Annotated in this window: 18 protein-coding genes; 13 read left to right on the top strand and 5 right to left on the bottom strand. The window is 57.5% G+C overall.

Annotated elements, in window-relative coordinates; all coding sequences use genetic code 11:
- Positions 1-88 precede the first annotated feature (88 nt).
- Genes ACIOZM_RS12850 through ACIOZM_RS12840 form a run of 3 tightly spaced genes read right to left on the bottom strand, consistent with a single transcriptional unit; the run spans position 89 to position 3,676 of the window.
- On the bottom strand, positions 89-673 hold the full coding sequence (locus tag ACIOZM_RS12850; RefSeq protein ID WP_401214090.1) for a cob(I)yrinic acid a,c-diamide adenosyltransferase: 585 nt from the start codon (positions 671-673) through the stop codon (positions 89-91).
- Positions 674-676: 3 nt separating this feature from the next.
- Complete coding sequence (locus tag ACIOZM_RS12845) at positions 677-2,713, bottom strand: ATP-binding protein (RefSeq protein ID WP_401214087.1); 2,037 nt, start codon at positions 2,711-2,713, stop codon at positions 677-679.
- A gap of 45 nt (positions 2,714-2,758) precedes the next feature.
- Positions 2,759-3,676: a putative 2-dehydropantoate 2-reductase gene (locus ACIOZM_RS12840; protein WP_401214084.1), complete on the bottom strand. Its 918-nt coding sequence runs from the start codon at positions 3,674-3,676 to the stop codon at positions 2,759-2,761.
- A gap of 140 nt (positions 3,677-3,816) precedes the next feature.
- Here ACIOZM_RS12840 and ACIOZM_RS12835 point away from each other — a divergent pair, with 140 nt between their 5' ends.
- Positions 3,817-4,302 (top strand): YajQ family cyclic di-GMP-binding protein, encoded by a 486-nt coding sequence (locus tag ACIOZM_RS12835; protein ID WP_007912755.1) that lies wholly within the window; start codon positions 3,817-3,819, stop codon positions 4,300-4,302.
- A gap of 99 nt (positions 4,303-4,401) precedes the next feature.
- Positions 4,402-5,241 (top strand): mechanosensitive ion channel family protein, encoded by an 840-nt coding sequence (locus ACIOZM_RS12830; protein ID WP_401214081.1) that lies wholly within the window; start codon positions 4,402-4,404, stop codon positions 5,239-5,241.
- Positions 5,242-5,360: 119 nt separating this feature from the next.
- On the opposite strand, the gene ACIOZM_RS12825 is transcribed toward ACIOZM_RS12830, so the two are convergent.
- Positions 5,361-6,725 (bottom strand): OprD family porin, encoded by a 1,365-nt coding sequence (locus ACIOZM_RS12825; RefSeq protein WP_401214078.1) that lies wholly within the window; start codon positions 6,723-6,725, stop codon positions 5,361-5,363.
- An 893-nt stretch (positions 6,726-7,618) separates the two neighbouring features.
- Between ACIOZM_RS12825 and ACIOZM_RS12820 the strand changes: the two genes are divergently transcribed.
- Both ACIOZM_RS12820 and ACIOZM_RS12815 read left to right on the top strand, forming a co-directional pair.
- Positions 7,619-8,044, top strand: a complete 426-nt coding sequence (locus tag ACIOZM_RS12820) for an HIT family protein (RefSeq protein ID WP_401214075.1) — start codon at positions 7,619-7,621, stop codon at positions 8,042-8,044.
- Between the two features lie 3 nt (positions 8,045-8,047).
- Positions 8,048-8,260 carry a SlyX family protein gene (locus ACIOZM_RS12815; protein WP_401214072.1) on the top strand — a complete coding sequence of 71 codons (213 nt, stop codon included), beginning with the start codon at positions 8,048-8,050 and terminating at the stop codon, positions 8,258-8,260.
- A 76-nt stretch (positions 8,261-8,336) separates the two neighbouring features.
- Here ACIOZM_RS12815 and ACIOZM_RS12810 read toward each other — a convergent pair whose 3' ends face one another.
- Positions 8,337-8,939: a cold shock domain-containing protein membrane protein gene (locus tag ACIOZM_RS12810; RefSeq protein ID WP_401214069.1), complete on the bottom strand. Its 603-nt coding sequence runs from the start codon at positions 8,937-8,939 to the stop codon at positions 8,337-8,339.
- 314 nt (positions 8,940-9,253) lie between these two features.
- Here ACIOZM_RS12810 and ACIOZM_RS12805 point away from each other — a divergent pair, with 314 nt between their 5' ends.
- The 9 genes from ACIOZM_RS12805 to ybgC all read left to right on the top strand — a co-directional run bounded on the left by ACIOZM_RS12805 (position 9,254) and on the right by ybgC (position 16,413).
- Positions 9,254-9,724 carry a Dps family protein gene (locus tag ACIOZM_RS12805; protein WP_401214066.1) on the top strand — a complete coding sequence of 157 codons (471 nt, stop codon included), beginning with the start codon at positions 9,254-9,256 and terminating at the stop codon, positions 9,722-9,724.
- 191 nt (positions 9,725-9,915) lie between these two features.
- The gene (locus tag ACIOZM_RS12800) at positions 9,916-10,251 is read left to right on the top strand and encodes a ribbon-helix-helix domain-containing protein (protein WP_401214063.1); all 336 of its coding nucleotides are present in this window, start codon (positions 9,916-9,918) and stop codon (positions 10,249-10,251) included.
- A gap of 133 nt (positions 10,252-10,384) precedes the next feature.
- Positions 10,385-10,606, top strand: a complete 222-nt coding sequence (locus ACIOZM_RS12795) for an FmdB family zinc ribbon protein (RefSeq protein ID WP_401214060.1) — start codon at positions 10,385-10,387, stop codon at positions 10,604-10,606.
- Between the two features lie 101 nt (positions 10,607-10,707).
- Positions 10,708-12,483 (top strand): aspartate--tRNA ligase, encoded by a 1,776-nt coding sequence (aspS, locus tag ACIOZM_RS12790; protein WP_401214057.1) that lies wholly within the window; start codon positions 10,708-10,710, stop codon positions 12,481-12,483.
- Between the two features lie 134 nt (positions 12,484-12,617).
- A complete protein-coding gene (locus ACIOZM_RS12785) occupies positions 12,618-13,364 on the top strand; it encodes a YebC/PmpR family DNA-binding transcriptional regulator (RefSeq protein WP_401214055.1) in 747 nt (248 codons plus the stop codon).
- A gap of 140 nt (positions 13,365-13,504) precedes the next feature.
- Positions 13,505-14,032: a crossover junction endodeoxyribonuclease RuvC gene (gene ruvC, locus ACIOZM_RS12780; RefSeq protein ID WP_102355041.1), complete on the top strand. Its 528-nt coding sequence runs from the start codon at positions 13,505-13,507 to the stop codon at positions 14,030-14,032.
- 114 nt (positions 14,033-14,146) lie between these two features.
- Positions 14,147-14,755, top strand: coding sequence for a Holliday junction branch migration protein RuvA (gene ruvA, locus ACIOZM_RS12775; RefSeq protein ID WP_123467207.1), 609 nt, complete (start codon positions 14,147-14,149; stop codon positions 14,753-14,755).
- Positions 14,756-15,817 (top strand): Holliday junction branch migration DNA helicase RuvB, encoded by a 1,062-nt coding sequence (ruvB, locus tag ACIOZM_RS12770; RefSeq protein WP_401214052.1) that lies wholly within the window; start codon positions 14,756-14,758, stop codon positions 15,815-15,817. It begins immediately after the preceding gene.
- A 128-nt stretch (positions 15,818-15,945) separates the two neighbouring features.
- Complete coding sequence (ybgC, locus tag ACIOZM_RS12765) at positions 15,946-16,413, top strand: tol-pal system-associated acyl-CoA thioesterase (protein ID WP_186530005.1); 468 nt, start codon at positions 15,946-15,948, stop codon at positions 16,411-16,413.
- Positions 16,414-16,434: the final 21 nt, after the last annotated feature.

Below are 16,434 nucleotides of genomic sequence, written 5' to 3'. Positions count from 1 at the left end.
CGAAAGGTTTTGCGTCGTTCACAAGATTTTGTGAGCGATCGAGACCCCTGTGGGAGCTGGCTTGCCAGCGATGGCGTCTTGTCAGGCGCTACTTATCTGCGGGTTTTGCCGCGGGCTGCCACAAAATCTCGGCAATCCCCTGCCGCCGCGCAATCAGCCGCGCCGCGACAAACAACAAATCCGACAACCGATTGATGTAAGCCAGACCAACCCCGGTCAGCGGTTCCAGTGCGTTCAAATGCTGGCAACGCCGTTCGGCACTCCGCGCCAGACTGCGGCAAACATGCGCCTGCGCAATCAGCATCGAGCCCCCCGGCAAGATGAAGTTCTCCAGTGGCCCCAATTCCTCGTTCCACAAATCAATCGCCGCTTCCAGACGTTCGATTTCCGCCGCGTTCAATGCCTGATATTCCGGCATCGCTAGCTCACCGCCCAGATCGAACAAACGATGCTGACAAGGCGCAAGAACTTCGATCAGTTCGTTCAAACCCGTAAACGCCTCGCGCTCGGCTATCAATCCGGCCAGCAATACACCGACCTGGCTGTTCAGCGTATCGACCTCGCCAATGGCTTCGATCCGTGGGTGATCCTTGGGAACCCGGCGGCCGTCGCCGAGCCCGGTTTCGCCTTTATCGCCAGTGCGGGTGTAAATCTTCGACAAGCGAAAGCCCATGGTTTACCTCGGTAGTTGACTGGTTTCCAGCGCAATCGGCGCTGGTTGTACAAGCGGCAGACGCAATGTGAAGCACGTGCCCTGACCGGGAGCTGACTGCACTTCCATCTGCCCCTTGTGATTATTGGTGATGATGAAATACGACACCGACAAGCCGAGCCCCGTGCCCTGACCGATTTCCTTGGTGGTGAAGAACGGCTCGAAGGTGCGTTTGCGCACGTTCTCGCTCATGCCGATGCCGTTGTCTTCGACCTGGATTTCCGCCCACGGTGGATTGAGTTTCGTACGCAAAATGATTCGCCCTGGCTCACTGTCGTCTTCGCGCTGGTGAATCGCCTGCGCAGCGTTTTTCAACAGGTTGAGCAGCACTTGTTCCAGCTCGTTGGCGGTGCCCGGCACCGGGCCGAGCGCCGGGTCGAACTGGCGCACGATGGCCTGTCCTTTGAAGTCGAAACCAATAGCTAGGTCGAAGTCGTTGCCGGCGATGTCCACCGCTTGATCAATCAGCGCCGGCAAGTCGCAGGGGGCCATTTGGCGGGTGCTGCGGCGGCTGAAACTGAGCATGTGGGTCACGATTTTTGCCGCCCGCGCGCCGGCTTGCTGGATGCCATCGAGCAACTTTGGCACTTCCCGGCTTTGCAGGTAATGGTTGACCGTATCCAGTTCGATGCCGAGTTGTTCAGCGGTTTCGAGGTTCTTCGGCAAGTCAGCGGACAATCGTCGGCGAATGTTTTGCACGTTGTGCAGGATCGCCCCCAGCGGATTGTTGATCTCGTGGGCCATGCCCGCAGCCAGTCCACCCACCGAAAGCATTTTCTCTGACTGCACCATCATTTCTTCCAGCGACAGGCGCTGGGTGATGTCGTCGATGCGGATCACCACGCCACGCCCGGCGCCGCCCATCAACGGGTAAAAGGTCAGGGCGTAATGCTTGGGATCGTCATCCTTGAACCATGTCACGCGCTCGATTTTTGCCACCGTGTGCTGTTCGACGGTCTGCTTGAGTTGCGGCAGGAACGGCTTGAGCGGTTCGAAAGCGAGGAAGATCGGCTGGTTCAGCGCTTCATCCAGCCGTGTGCCGGAAAGCGCGCTGGCCTCCTGATTCCACTGGGTGACATAGAGTTGCTCGTCGAGGGCGATCAGCGCCGAGGGCATCGAGTCGATGATGCTGTTGAGGTAGTTCTGGAACCCGGTGAGCTTCTTCTCGATTTTGCTACGCACCTGGACTTCCAGCTCCAGTTTGCGGTTGGTGTGACGGGTTTCTTCGGCCAGCCCCTGAGCCTGATCGTACGCCGCCTCGGAATCGTCGCGGGCGCGTTTGAGTTGCTGCTCACGGGCTTCGATGCGCGACAGCATGGTGTTGAAGGCTTCGGCAAGACTGCCGATTTCGTCATGGTTACCGCGTGAAGCGCGCAGGGCGTAGTTCTCTTCGCGGGTGACCTGACGCGAGAGTTCTTCGAGCTCGTGGATCGGCCGGGTGATCAGGCGTTTGATCTGTCGGGCAATCACCAGCCATAACAGCACACTGAAAATCAGGATGCCGAGGCTCGCGGTCAGCGTACCGGTATAGAACGCCATCGGCAGTTCGCTGCTGGCCACCAGCAACAGGTGACCCGGCGTTGTGCCCGGGCGGGGCAGGGTGATCAGTTGATTGCTGCGAAACTCGGTGAGTTGCCAGGCCTCGATACGCCGGTAGTGCTCCGGCAGATTGAGTTTGTCGCCGCGCTGCACTTGGGCCAGACGCTCACCGTTACCGTCATACAGGGCGGCGGCGCGCAGTGGCGAATAGCTGTCGAGCTCCTTGAGCAGGCGTTCGGCGTTCAGCGGTGATTGCAAAGCATCGGCCACCAGACTCGGGTTGGCCACCAGTCGACCGATGGTCTGCAAAGCCTGCGGGGCCATGCTTTCCTGGGAGATGTAATAGGCGGCGCTGATAAAGGTCAGGTTGGCGACCAGCAACACAGTGGTCAACAGCACCAGCAGGGCGGCCAGCAGTTTCTGGCCGACCGGCAGGTTTTCGAGGCGCTGGCGCAATGGCATCAGGTTTATCGCAGCAAAGGAACAAGTGGCCAGCGTAGCCGCTGCTCAGTCGCTGGGCAATCCGAGGCTGTGCAGACGGCTGATCAGGCGCTGCTGCAATTGATTGAGATGCGGCAGATTCAGTTGGTGTCGCACGGCAACTTTGCAGGCATGCCCCAATAGATAGCTGATTTCGGTACGACGGTTACTGGCTACATCCTGATACATGGATGAGTAGTTGGCGGCGGTGGCGTGGATCACCCGTTCGACTTCCTGTTGCAGGTTTTGCGCGGCAGCCGGTTGACCGCAACGCTCCAGCAGTTCGGCCAGTTCGGCGCACAGCGTGGCGACTTCGCATTGATGTTGCTGCAAACCGCCGTTGCGGCAGTCGTGCAGCACTGTCAGCGGATTGATCGCGCAATTGAGCGCGAGTTTGCGCCACAACCGAGTGAGGATGTCGGTGCTCCACTCGTGGGGGATTTTCGCTGCGTACAGATCATCCAGCCAGATCGGCGCCACCGGATGGCCCGCATCGCCGAGCCAGGTGTAACCGTGGCCGGCGAACACCACGCGCCAGTCGCCATCGCGAAACGCGCCTTCGGTGCTCGATGCACTGATGCAGCGCGCTTGCGGCACTCTGGCGGCGACGGCGTCCTGACTGCCCAAGCCGTTTTGCAGCAGGATCAGTTCAGCATCCGCTGTCAGGCGCGGGGCGAGGCGGGCGACGGCACTTTCGGCATCGTAGGCCTTGCAGGCTACCAATAGACGGCGGATTGGTTCTGGGCTGTCCGGGGTTTCGCCGGGAATGGCGAAGATGTTCGCGGTGTCATGCTCGATCAGCGTTAGTCCACCGGCTGCTTCATAGCTGCGCAAACGTTCGGCATCGCGCACGATCAACCTGACGGGCAGGCCCGCGCGAGCCAGTCGCGTTGCCCAAAGAGTGCCGAGGCTGCCGGCGCCGAGGATATGCCAGGGGGTGGACATCAGTTTTTTGCTCGATTGGGTGCAGGCATGTGCGGCTCGCCGTGTCGACAGGAAAAGACCCGTTATAATGAGCCCGATTTTAACCGCAAGCCAAGCGCGCTCCATCCACATTGAGCGCGCCTTTTTATTGGAGAGATTACATGCCGTCGTTCGACGTGGTATCCGAACTGGACAAACACGAACTCACCAACGCGGTCGAGAACGCCGTGAAGGAACTCGACCGTCGTTATGACCTGAAAGGCAAAGGCAGCTTCGAGTTCAAGGAAAAAGACCTGACCGTCAGCCTGACCGCCGAAGCCGGATTCCAGCTGGAAGCGATGATCGAGATCCTCAAGCTGGCCCTGGTCAAACGCAAGATCGACGTGCAGTGCCTTGAAGTGAAGGACGCTTACGCATCGGGCAAGCTGATGAAACAGGACGCCGTGCTCAAGGAAGGCATCGACAAGGAACTGGCGAAGAAAATCGTCGGCCACATCAAGGACGCCAAGCTCAAGGTGCAGGCTGCCATTCAGGGCGAGCAGGTTCGTGTCACCGGCAAGAAGCGTGATGATCTGCAAGAAGCCATCGCGGCGCTGCGTGCCAAGGAATTCGGCATGCCGCTGCAGTTCAACAACTTCCGCGACTAAGCTTCCTCGTCGGGAACCTGTGGGAGCGAGCAGGCTCGATCCCACAAGAAACATGATTAATCTTTGCGTGCCGGGAAGCCGGAAATCAGGAGAAAGTAGATGGATTTGAATGCTGAAGTAGACAACCTGGTCAAGGCATCCCAGGCATGGGTTCCGATGATCATGGAGTACGGCAGCCGCGTGCTGCTGGCAGTGATTACCCTGGCCATCGGCTGGTGGCTGATCAACAAGGTCGCGCAAAAGCTCGGCGGTTTGTTGGCCTTGCGTAATGCTGATCTGGCGCTGCAAGGTTTCATCAGCAGTCTGGCGAACATCATTCTCAAGGTGCTGCTGATTGTCAGCGTGGCCTCGATGATCGGTGTTGAAACCACCTCGTTCGTTGCCGCAATCGGTGCTGCGGGTCTGGCCATCGGTCTGGCATTGCAGGGCAGCCTGGCGAACTTCGCTGGCGGTGTGCTGATTCTGCTGTTCCGTCCGTTCCGCATCGGTGACTGGATTGAAGCCCAAGGTACCGCAGGTACTGTCGACAACATCCAGATCTTCCACACGATCCTGCGTACCGGCGACAACAAGACCGTCATCGTGCCTAACGGCGTGCTGTCCAACGGCATCATCACCAATACCAACCGTCAGCCGACCCGTAAAGTCGTGTTCGATGTGGGTGTGAACTACGAAGCGGACCTGCAAAAGGCCCGTCAGGTGCTGCTGGATCTGGCCAAGGATGATCGCGTGTTGCAAGACCCGGCGCCACAAGCCGTTATTTCGACGCTGGGTGACAGTTCGATCACTGTTTCGCTGCGTGTTTGGGTGAAGACTGCCGATTACTGGGATGTGATGTTCCTGTTCAATGAACAATCCCGTGATCGTCTGAAGACTGCCGGTATTGATATTCCGTTTCCACAGCGTGTGATTCGTGTGGTTCAGGAAACTTCGGTGTAATGATAGGTTGCTAATTAATTGTCTGACTTTTCGGTCAGGCAGTTTATATAAGTGACACGCAATAAAAAGGCCCATCCGAAGATGGGCCTTTTTTATGCTTCCAAACTAACCACTGACGATTACAAGATGTTCAGTGGGTACTCGGTGATCAGGCGGAACTCTTTAACGTCGCCTTCGCCTTGGTCAGCGTTAGCAGTGTGCCAAGCCTGACGGATGCGGAAGGACAGATCTTTCGCCGGGCCAGTCTGAACAACGTACTTGGCTTCGAAGTTGGTTTCGTGGTGTTTGCCGTCTTCACCGTACAGCGGTGCGCCAGAATCAGTGCGGTAGTGGCTGTTAGCAGCCAGACCGGTACCGTCGATATCCCAACCCGTAACGTAACGAACCATGAAGCTCAGGCCTGGTACGCCGTACTCGGCCATTTTCAGGTCGTAACGGGCTTGCAGGGATTTCTCGCCAGGACCGTTGAAGTCAGAGTACTGGATGGAGTTGGCGAGGAAGATCGAGTCGCCACCACGGTTGTTCTTGCCCACACCGACGTAGTCGAACGGGGTGTCGCCGTTAACCTTCTGGAAGGCCAGGGTGAAGGTGTGTGCCTTCAGGAACGACAGCGCGGTTGCCAGGGAGAAGGCAGTGTTGCTGATATCACCCGCCAGCTTGTCACCGGTATCGGTGGTGCGGTAGATGTTGAAGTCAGTGTTCAGCGAAGTATCACCACCGAATGGAGTGGTGAGGTTCACGTTCGCGTAGTACTGGTTCCAGATGTCTTCCAGCTTGGCACCGTACAGCGACGCCGACAGATTGTCGGTGATGCCGTATTTGCCGCCGAAATAGTCGATGGACTTGGCTTCTGTGCCGGCGTAGTTGGCGTACAGACCGCCGTCACGGGCGTTTTTGTCCTGGCTGGTCGCCGAGTAGAAGTGACCGGCTTCGAGGTCAAGGTCTTTGACTTCGCTGCTCTGCAGCTGGAAGCCGCTTGCAGTTTGCGGAATGATGCGCGAGCCGCCAACTGCGAACACAGGAGCAGTGCTTGGCTGCTGGTCGCCGATTTTCAGTTCGGTTTTGGAAATGCGGAATTTAACGGCAGCGCCGGCTTTGCCTTGGCTGTCGTCAACATCGTGAGCATAACCGTTAGCTTTCAGAGCATTGCTACGGCTCATGTTGCCCGAACCGGAAGTACCGTCACCGCCGTCAAGTTTCAGGGCCAGGTAACCGAATGCATCGAGACCGACGCCTACGGTGCCTTGGGTGTAACCGGAGGTGAAATTGCCCAGGAAGCCTTGAGTCCAGTCTTTCTGGTCGTGGCCGCCGTTCTTGTTATCCCGGTTGAAGTAGTAGTTCTTCAACGTCTCGGTGAGTTTAGCGTCGTCAACAAAGCCTTTGGCTTCAGACTGGTCACTTACAAACGGGGCGGCCGTAGCCAACTGAGTACTGGCTGCTGCTGCAACTGCCAGTGCGATCATGCTCCACTTCATCACGCGCATCGTGATTTGCTCCTTTGGTTTTAGAAGAGTACTGCCGTCCCACCTGTTTTATTATCTGGGCGGCTCTTTCTTTTTGTGTCGGCGCAAACTTATATCACGCCGACAATGTTGGCGATACTTGCGAATCTAACCTTTCAGCTTCTTTACGACACTGTCGTAAACGGCTTGGTAGATGTCGCAAATTCACAGTACCAATGCAGCCGGACTGACAACTTTATCGCTGTTTCTGGGCCTTTTTGCATCGGTAAAAAAGAGTCCCTGGCAAAACACTTGAATCTCCATCGGGCAACCCTGCCACTGTTTTTATGGGGCTTAAGGCATCCACTTCCGGTGGTGCGCTTATAGACCATGTGTGTCTGAATGCAACAAGTGTGCTCAAAACGCAGTGCTACCACGTTTATTTTTCTGAACACCTGCCCGCAACCGTAAAATCCTCATAAATACTGGGCTTCAAGCCCTTGTTTATAGAGGCTTGACGCAATCCTTCGCATGGTGTTGCCGCGGTCAGTTCCGCCCAAGACAACCGAAAACGTTACCGGTTCACCCCACCAGTGAGTATTTGGCGGATACCCTGACGCACTGAGCGTAGACGCGCTGTACGGTTTTGGTGCAAAAATTTTACAGGCTGTTCCAGATTCATTCAGTTTTAGCGCCAATTTGTGCGTTTCATGTTGCTTTACGGTCATTTCACCCGGTTCAAAGGCTTGGTGAGTTCCATCGTGGTGCGCGACAGCAAAAAATGTCCGCCATCAGAGCGCAGGTCAGGAGGGCGAGCACGTAGTCGCCGTGAAGCTCGGCGCATTCGCAGGTATGCTGCTGTCCTGTCGCTTGGTGCGTCGTCCATACAGAGGGCCGCCAAGCTGAATTATGTAGATCAGCCGGGAGTGCGCGCAGTGTTTGCTTTAGATTCACGACTTCAACAGGACGCTCTGGTCATCGGTGATTTCCCGCTGTGCCGACTGCTGCTGTCCAACGACTGCAACTACCCGTGGTTCATCCTGGTGCCACGCCGCGACGATATCAGCGAGTTGTTTCAGTTGGATGTCGCCGACCAGCAGCAGCTGTGGCAGGAAACCACTGCACTGGCTGAGCTGCTCAAGGATTTGTTCGACGCTGACAAGCTCAACGTCGCGACTCTGGGCAACGTTGTCAGCCAATTGCACATGCATGTGATTGTGCGCAAGCGCGATGACGCAGCCTGGCCGGCGCCAGTCTGGGGCAAGCATCCGGCCAGGCCGTATAGCGCAGAGCAGTTGGCCGCCATCCGTGAGCGGTTGCGCCTTGTGTTGACAGAACACTTCACGTTTCTGGAGGGCTGAGGCATGAGCCAGGAACTGCAAGATCGCGTTACCGATCTGGAAAGCCGTCTGGCATTTCAGGATGACACCATTCAGGCACTGAATGACGTGCTGGTGGAGCAACAACGGGTGGTCGAGCGTCTGCGGTTGCAGATGACGGCGTTGCTCAGGCGCCAGGAGGAAATGTCGGGGCAGTTCGAATCCTCTGAGGAAGAGGCGCCGCCGCCACACTATTGAGTTCGGCGTGCTTTTGAGCAGGCATGAAAAAACCGCGAACAGCCAGGCTGTTCGCGGTTTTTTTTGGAGCTGAGGATCAGCGGCGCGGCAGGGCGGCGATCACGTCCTCGGCTTGCAGGCCTTTGTCCCGGTTCATCACCGAGAACTCCACGCGCTGGCCTTCAACCAGAACGCGGTGGCCTTCGCCACGGATGGCGCGAAAGTGCACGAAAATATCGTCACCGGAGTCCCGGGAGATAAAACCGAAGCCTTTGGAAGTGTTGAACCACTTCACGGTGCCAGTATCGCGGTTGCTCATGTCATAGCTGGTGGCCGCGGCGGCAGGTGAAGATCGGTAAAAACTGACGGCCAGATGCAATGCCACGGCAATCAGGGCGATTACCAGAGTGAACAGCACGGCTGGCTGACCGGCAATGACAGGCATCGGTGCGATCAGGGTCAGGGTTTGCAGGACGACAGTCAGCACCAGAAGTGCGCTGACCAGATTTTGCAGATGTTGGCGAGTGCCTTTGTTCCAGTACGGAATCACTGGAGCAATCACCAGGTTCAACAGGCCGAAAAAGGCCAGGTACAGTGCATCGGGTTGTTGCAGGTAAGGTACGGCTTCGGATCTCAGGCTAGGTATGAAGGACAGCAGCAAAGCAGCTGCGCCCATTAGCAAGTGGACGATTTTCAACATTTTGATTGACTCACGTTATGAAGGCTCACAAGGAAGAGCTGAAGGCGCACGGTTCGCTTCGGAACAAAAAAGAGGCGTTGGACACGTACCCGGCATCAGCCTATGCGCAACGCCCGGAAAATAGGGCATGGCGACACACTGCCTATTTAACAGCAAAGCCTGCAGCTACTCAAATCAGCCCGGCCAGCGGCAGCCTCCCGGTCGATTTGTCGCAGTGTGTAACGGCATTCGGGGCTGCGAGGCAGCGGCAGCCTTGCTAGAGTGGACCTGCACTTACTGGATGAATGAATTCAATCACCGTCAAGGGGGTATGCATGGCAATCGATATCGGTATCAGTGAAGAAGACCGCAAGTCCATCGTCGAGGGGCTCTCGCGTCTGCTGTCGGACACCTACGTGCTGTATCTGAAAACCCATAACTTCCACTGGAACGTCACCGGACCGATGTTCCGTACGCTGCATTTGATGTTCGAAGAGCAATACAACGAACTGGCCCTGGCCGTGGACTCGATTGCCGAGCGTATTCGCGCCTTGGGCTTTCCGGCGCCGGGCGCCTACGCCACCTATGCACGGCTTTCTTCTATTAAAGAAGAAGAGGGCGTGCCGAGTGCCGAGAACATGATCAAGCAACTGGTTGCTGGTCAGGAAGCAGTGACACGCACTGCGCGCGGTATTTTTCCGTTGCTGGACAAGGTCAGTGACGAGCCAACCGCCGACCTGTTGACTCAGCGGATGCAGGTCCATGAAAAAACCGCGTGGATGTTGCGCGCGTTGCTCGAAGGCTGATGAGCCGGGCACGCGGAAAGCCCAGGAGAAACGGATGTCCGCGTGCTTCTTCAGGTCTTACTTTTGGTGTCGGCTTATCCTACGCAGATGGGCAAATAGTCATCTGGATATAACTTTGCGTCTGCGCTTTTATGGAGGCAACAGGATGTTGCCTTAATAACAAGCAGAGATGGCAAAGGAGTGTCAACGATATGGTAGGTGGAGACAGGCGAAGCGAATACGTGGCTTCGCAGCAGGAAATAAAGGTCGACCCGTTTGTCAGCGAGTTCGACATCGAATTGATCCGGCCCTTGTCCAGATCGGTCCGCTTGAATGGTTTCGCGACCTGCCTGAGGCTGGAGCAGGTCTACTGGAACATCCTTGGTCGCATGGCCGAGGACTGCGGTTGTTCAGTCAGTACGCTGTTGTCTCACGTGGATCGGGAAGTGCACTTGCGCCATGGCGGGGTGAAAAACTTCAGCGGTCTGGTGCGGGTGGTGTGTGTGATGAATGGCCTCAAGGATGCCCCGGCGCCCATTGCGCTCTGAAAGGGCTCCACTTGAAATGACATTGCGGGCTGTGCAGTCTTACGGCTGCACAGCCCGCATTTAATGGATATAATCTCGCTCTTTCGCCGCAGAGCCCTGCTCGCGGTGGCATTCCGATCGCCGAGACAGCCTCATGCCGATGTACGATTACCAATGTGCTTCCTGTGGTCATCAAATGGAAGCCATTCAAAAGATCAGTGATGCACCGCTGGTCGACTGCCCTGCCTGCCAGGCGCCAGAGCTCAAGAAACAACTGTCCATGCCGGGTTTCCGACTCAGCGGCAGCGGTTGGTACGAAACCGATTTCAAGACCGGCGCGAAGAAGAATCTGGCCGGTGGCGACAAATCTGACTAGGGTTCATGACCTGAGTCCAATGACACACGTGTGATGCCGGATGGCTTGAATATGCCGGGATCTCCACCGAATTTCGAATTACGAGAAGCGAAAACACTACCATGATGCGCAGCCATTATTGCGGCCAACTGAACGAAAGCCTGGAAGGCCAGGAAATTACCCTTTGCGGATGGGTTCACCGTCGTCGCGACCATGGCGGGGTGATTTTCCTCGATATCCGTGATCGTGATGGTCTGGCTCAGGTAGTGTTCGATCCGGACCGCGCCGAAAGCTTCGCCGCCGCTGACCGTGTGCGTAGCGAATACGTGGTGAAGATCACCGGCAAGGTTCGCCTGCGTCCGGCCGGTGCCACCAACGCCAACATGGCGTCGGGCATGATCGAAGTGCTGGGTTACGAACTGGAAGTGCTGAACGAGTCGGAAACCCCGCCGTTCCCGCTGAACGAGTTCTCCGACGTCGGCGAAGAAACCCGTCTGCGCTATCGCTTCCTGGACCTGCGTCGTCCGGAAATGGCCGAGAAGCTGCGTCTGCGTTCGCGCATGACCACCAGCATCCGTCGCTTCCTCGACGAAAACGGCTTCCTCGACGTTGAAACACCGATCCTGACCCGCGCCACTCCAGAAGGTGCGCGTGACTACCTGGTACCTAGCCGTACCCACGCAGGCTCGTTCTTTGCCCTGCCGCAGTCGCCGCAACTGTTCAAACAACTGCTGATGGTTGCCGGTTTCGACCGTTACTACCAGATCGCCAAGTGCTTCCGTGACGAAGACCTGCGCGCTGACCGTCAGCCGGAATTCACCCAGATCGACATCGAGACTTCGTTCCTCGATGAAAAAGAGATCATGGGCCTGACCGAGCAAATGATCCGCAACCTGTTCAAGGAAGTGCTGGATCTGGAATTCGGCGAGTTCCCGCACATGACTTTCGAAGAAGCCATGCGCCGTTACGGTTCCGACAAGCCGGACCTGCGTATTCCGCTGGAACTGGTAGACGTTGCCGATCAACTGAAAGAAGTTGATTTCAAGGTGTTCAGCGGCCCGGCCAACGACCCGAAATGCCGTATCGCCGCTCTGCGCGTTCCAGGCGGGGCGAGCATGCCGCGCAAGCAGATCGACGACTACACCAAGTTCGTCGGCATCTACGGTGCCAAGGGCCTGGCGTACATCAAGGTCAACGAGCGTGCTGCCGGCGTTGACGGTCTGCAATCGCCGATCGTGAAAAACATCCCGCTGGACAACCTCAATGCGATCCTTGATCGCGTTGGCGCGGTTGACGGCGACATCGTGTTCTTCGGCGCCGACAAGGCGAAGATCGTCAGCGAAGCCCTGGGCGCGCTGCGGATCAAGCTGGGTCACGACCTGAACCTGCTGACCTGCAAGTGGGCACCGATGTGGGTCATCGACTTCCCGATGTTCGAAGAGAACGATGACGGCAGCTTCTCTGCGCTGCACCATCCGTTCACCGCACCGAAGTGCTCGCCGGAAGAGCTGGTAGCCAACCCGTCTGGCGCTCTGTCCCGTGCCTACGACATGGTACTGAACGGCACCGAGCTGGGCGGCGGTTCGATCCGTATCCACCGCAAGGAAATGCAGCAAGCGGTATTCCGTCTGTTGGGTATCAACGAAGCGGAACAGGAAGAGAAATTCGGCTTCCTGCTCGATGCACTGAAGTACGGTGCACCGCCGCACGGTGGTCTGGCCTTCGGTCTTGACCGTCTGGTGATGCTGATGACCGGCGCCCAGTCGATCCGTGAAGTGATCGCCTTCCCGAAAACCCAGAGTGCTGCCGACGTGATGACGCAGGCTCCGGGTGTGGTGGACGCCAAGGCCTTGCGCGAGTTGCACATTCGTTTGCGCGAAACTCCAAAGGCTGAGTAAGACGGGCCTGAAGGCGCATCTTCGGATGCGCCTTTTTTCTTTCTGTAAAGACTGAAAACCGGTCGAGATTTTTTGTTTGCTGGCCGCTGCGAGAGCAGGGCGGGCAACGTTTCAAAGAGAATTCGGAGCGAGATATGGCGGGTCATTCGAAGTGGGCGAACATCAAGCACCGCAAAGAACGTCAGGATGCCAAGAAAGGCAAAATCTTCACCAAGTGGATTCGTGAGCTGACCGTCGCTGCTCGTCAGGGCGGTGGCGATCCGGGCTCCAACCCACGCTTGCGTCTGGCGCTGGACAAGGCCCTCGGCGCGAACATGAGCCGCGACATCATTGATCGTGCGGTTGCCCGTGGTGCCGGTGCTGCCGATACCGACGATATGGTCGAGCTGAGCTGCGAAGGCTATGGCCCGGGCGGAGTGGCGGTGTTGGTCGAGTGCATGACCGACAACCGCAACCGCACCGCTGCGGCCGTGCGTCATGCGTTCAGCAAGTGTGGTGGTAATCTGGGTACCGACGGTTCTGTGGCGTATCTGTTCGAACGTAAAGGGCAAATCTCCTTCGCGCCGGGCGTTGATGAAGACGCGCTGATCGAAGCGGCAATGGAAGCCGACGCTGACGACGTGGTCACCCACGAAGACGGCTCGATCGACGTGTTCACCTCGTTCTCCAGCTTCTATGCGGTACGTAACGCGCTGGAAGCGGCGGGCTTCAAGGGTGATGACGCGGAAATCGTCATGCAGCCGACCACCAGTGCCGAACTGGATCTGGAAGGTGCCGAGAAGGTGCTCAAGCTGATCGACATGCTTGAGGATCTGGATGACGTGCAGAACGTCTACTCCAACGCGGACATTCCGGAAGAAGTGGCTGCTCAGCTCGGTTAAGAGCGGCTACGATTCAATGTGGGAGCTGGCTTGCCAGCGATGGCGTCGGCACATCAGACAGTGATGGTGCCTGACACTCCGTCATCGCTGGCAAGCCAGCTCCCACATTTGTTTTTGTGTTACTTCGAACCAGCAGGCCTATGACTTTAATTCTTGGTATTGACCCCGGTTCGCGCATCACCGGTTACGGCATTGTTCGCGATACCGGGCGCGGCGGCTGCATCTACGTGGCTTCGGGTTGTATTCGTACCGGCGCCGGCGAGTTGCATGAGCGCCTGCAAATCGTTTATCGCGGCGTACGCGAGATCATTCAGACTTACGGCCCGATCACCATGGGCATCGAAAAAGTGTTCATGGCGAAAAACGCCGATTCGGCGCTGAAGCTCGGGCAGGCCCGGGGGGCCGCTATCGTCGCGGGTGCCGAGGAGTGTCTGGAAATTGCCGAGTACACCGCAACCCAGGTCAAACAGGCCGTGGTCGGCACCGGCGCCGCCAATAAAGAACAAGTGCAGATGATGGTCATGCACATGCTCAAGCTGACCAGCAAACCGCAAATCGATGCTTCCGACGCCCTGGCGATTGCCATTTGTCACGCCCACACCCGTTCCAGCCTGTTGCCGCATGGCTTGGGAACGGCACGCAGTCGTGGCGGGCGCCTGCGTCTCTGATAGCATCAGCATCAATTTTTCCGGAAACGGAGTTTCGCGCCTGAGTCGTCGGCCTGAAGCTCTCCTTTCGTCAGTCGCCAGCCCCACGCTGGCCAACGCTCAAGGATCTGAAACGTGATTGGACGCTTGCGCGGCACCCTGGCTGAGAAACAGCCGCCGCACCTGATTCTCGATGTAAACGGCCTCGGGTATGAGCTGGAAGTGCCCATGACCACGCTTTATCGTCTGCCGTCGGTCGGTGAACCGCTGACCTTGCACACCCATTTAGTCGTACGCGAAGACGCGCAGTTACTCTATGGCTTCGCCGGCAAGCGTGAGCGAGACTTTTTTCGCGAGTTGATCCGTCTCAATGGTGTCGGGCCGAAATTGGCCTTGGCATTGATGTCGAGCCTGGAAGTCGATGAGCTGATCCGCTGCGTGCAATCCCAGGACACCTCGGCGCTGACCAAGGTGCCGGGTGTCGGCAAGAAAACTGCCGAGCGTCTGCTGGTCGAGTTGAAGGACCGCTTCAAGGCCTGGGAAACTTCGCCGGCAATGTTTGCGCTGGTGCCAAACCAGCCTGACGGCCCGGCGCCGGTCAATACCGCCGAAAACGATGCGGTCAGCGCGCTGATTTCGCTGGGTTACAAGCCGCAGGAAGCGAGCAAGGCGATTTCCGCGATCAAGGACAAGAATTTGAGCAGTGAAGACATGATCCGCCGCGCCCTGAAGGGAATGATTTAAGTGATTGAAGCTGATCGTCTGATCACCGCCGCGCACAGCCCGCGTGAGCGCGAAGAAGTCCAGGACCGGGCCATTCGCCCGGTCAGTCTGGCCGATTACATTGGCCAGCCGACTGTCCGCGAGCAGATGGAACTGTTCATCCAGGCCGCCCGTGGCCGCAACGAATCCCTCGATCACACGCTGATCTTCGGCCCGCCGGGTCTGGGCAAGACCACGCTCGCCAATATCATCGCCCAGGAAATGGGCGTATCGATCAAGAGCACCTCGGGCCCGGTACTTGAGCGCCCAGGTGATCTGGCCGCGCTGTTGACCAATCTTGAACCGCACGACGTGCTGTTCATCGATGAAATCCATCGTCTGTCGCCTATCGTCGAAGAAGTGCTGTACCCGGCGATGGAAGATTTTCAGCTCGACATCATGATCGGTGAAGGGCCGGCGGCGCGTTCGATCAAGCTTGATCTGCCACCGTTCACCCTGGTCGGGGCAACCACTCGCGCCGGCATGCTGACCAATCCGCTGCGTGACCGATTCGGTATCGTCCAGCGTCTGGAGTTCTACAGCACTGCGGATCTGTCGACGATCGTCAGTCGCTCGGCGAATATCCTCGGTTTGCCGCTGGACCCGGAAGGCGCTTTCGAGATCGCGCGACGTGCCCGTGGTACGCCACGAATCGCCAATCGCTTGTTGCGTCGGGTGCGAGATTTCGCCGAAGTGCGCGCCAAGGGCCACATCACCAAGTCCGTTGCGGACCTGGCGTTGAACCTGCTGGACGTCGACGAACACGGTTTCGATCACCAGGATCGACGCTTGTTGCTGACCATGATCGAGAAGTTCGATGGCGGGCCGGTAGGCATCGACAGCCTGGCCGCAGCCATCAGTGAAGAACGCCATACCATTGAAGACGTGCTGGAGCCGTATCTGATTCAGCAGGGCTACATCATGCGCACGCCACGGGGCAGGGTGGTAACGCGGCATGCGTATCTGCATTTCGGTTTAAACATTCCGTCACGAATGGGGGAGATGCCCGTGGTAGACGAGTTCCTCGATGCAGTAGACGATTAGTACACATCGATTTGCGATTTATTCAGCGTTTGTACTGTCACAGGACGGTACTTTTGCGCTAAGGCGCTTAAAGAATGAAAAAACAGTTGTCTGGCCGGATTGGCAACCTGAGGAGTAAGCACTAGAGTATGCGCGCGCAAAACGGGCTTGAGCCGTTCGCACATCGTTGTCGCGTTTATTACGAGGACACCGATGCGGGCGGCATCGTGTATTACGTTAATTACCTCAAGTTTATGGAACGGGCTCGAACCGAGCGGCTCCGCGAGCTGGGCTTTGCCCAGTCGGCGCTGGCAGGTGAGGACCTGTTGTTTGTCGTGCATTCCAGCGAAGCGCGCTACCACGCGCCGGCGCGACTGGACGACGAGCTTCTGGTAAGTGCAGATGTAATCGAATTGAACCGTGCCAGCCTGCGCTTCAAACAGCAGGTCAGGCGGGCAACGGATAATGTGCTGCTCTGTGAAGGGCAGTTTTTGGTGGCCTGTGTGCGCACCGACAGTTTGAAACCCCGGGCCCTTCCCGAAGACTTGCGTGCGGCCTTCGCCGACGCGGTCGGCCCGGGTACACACTCAAAGCAGGAGATAAAGCGTGGAAGCTAACGTCGTCGACCATTCCTCCAT

The sequence above is a fragment of the Pseudomonas sp. NPDC087346 genome (genome assembly GCF_044744235.1).
Classification (GTDB): domain Bacteria; phylum Pseudomonadota; class Gammaproteobacteria; order Pseudomonadales; family Pseudomonadaceae; genus Aquipseudomonas.
The sequence above is the reverse complement of the archived record's forward strand: the minus strand, read 5'-3'. Positions and strand labels throughout refer to the sequence as shown.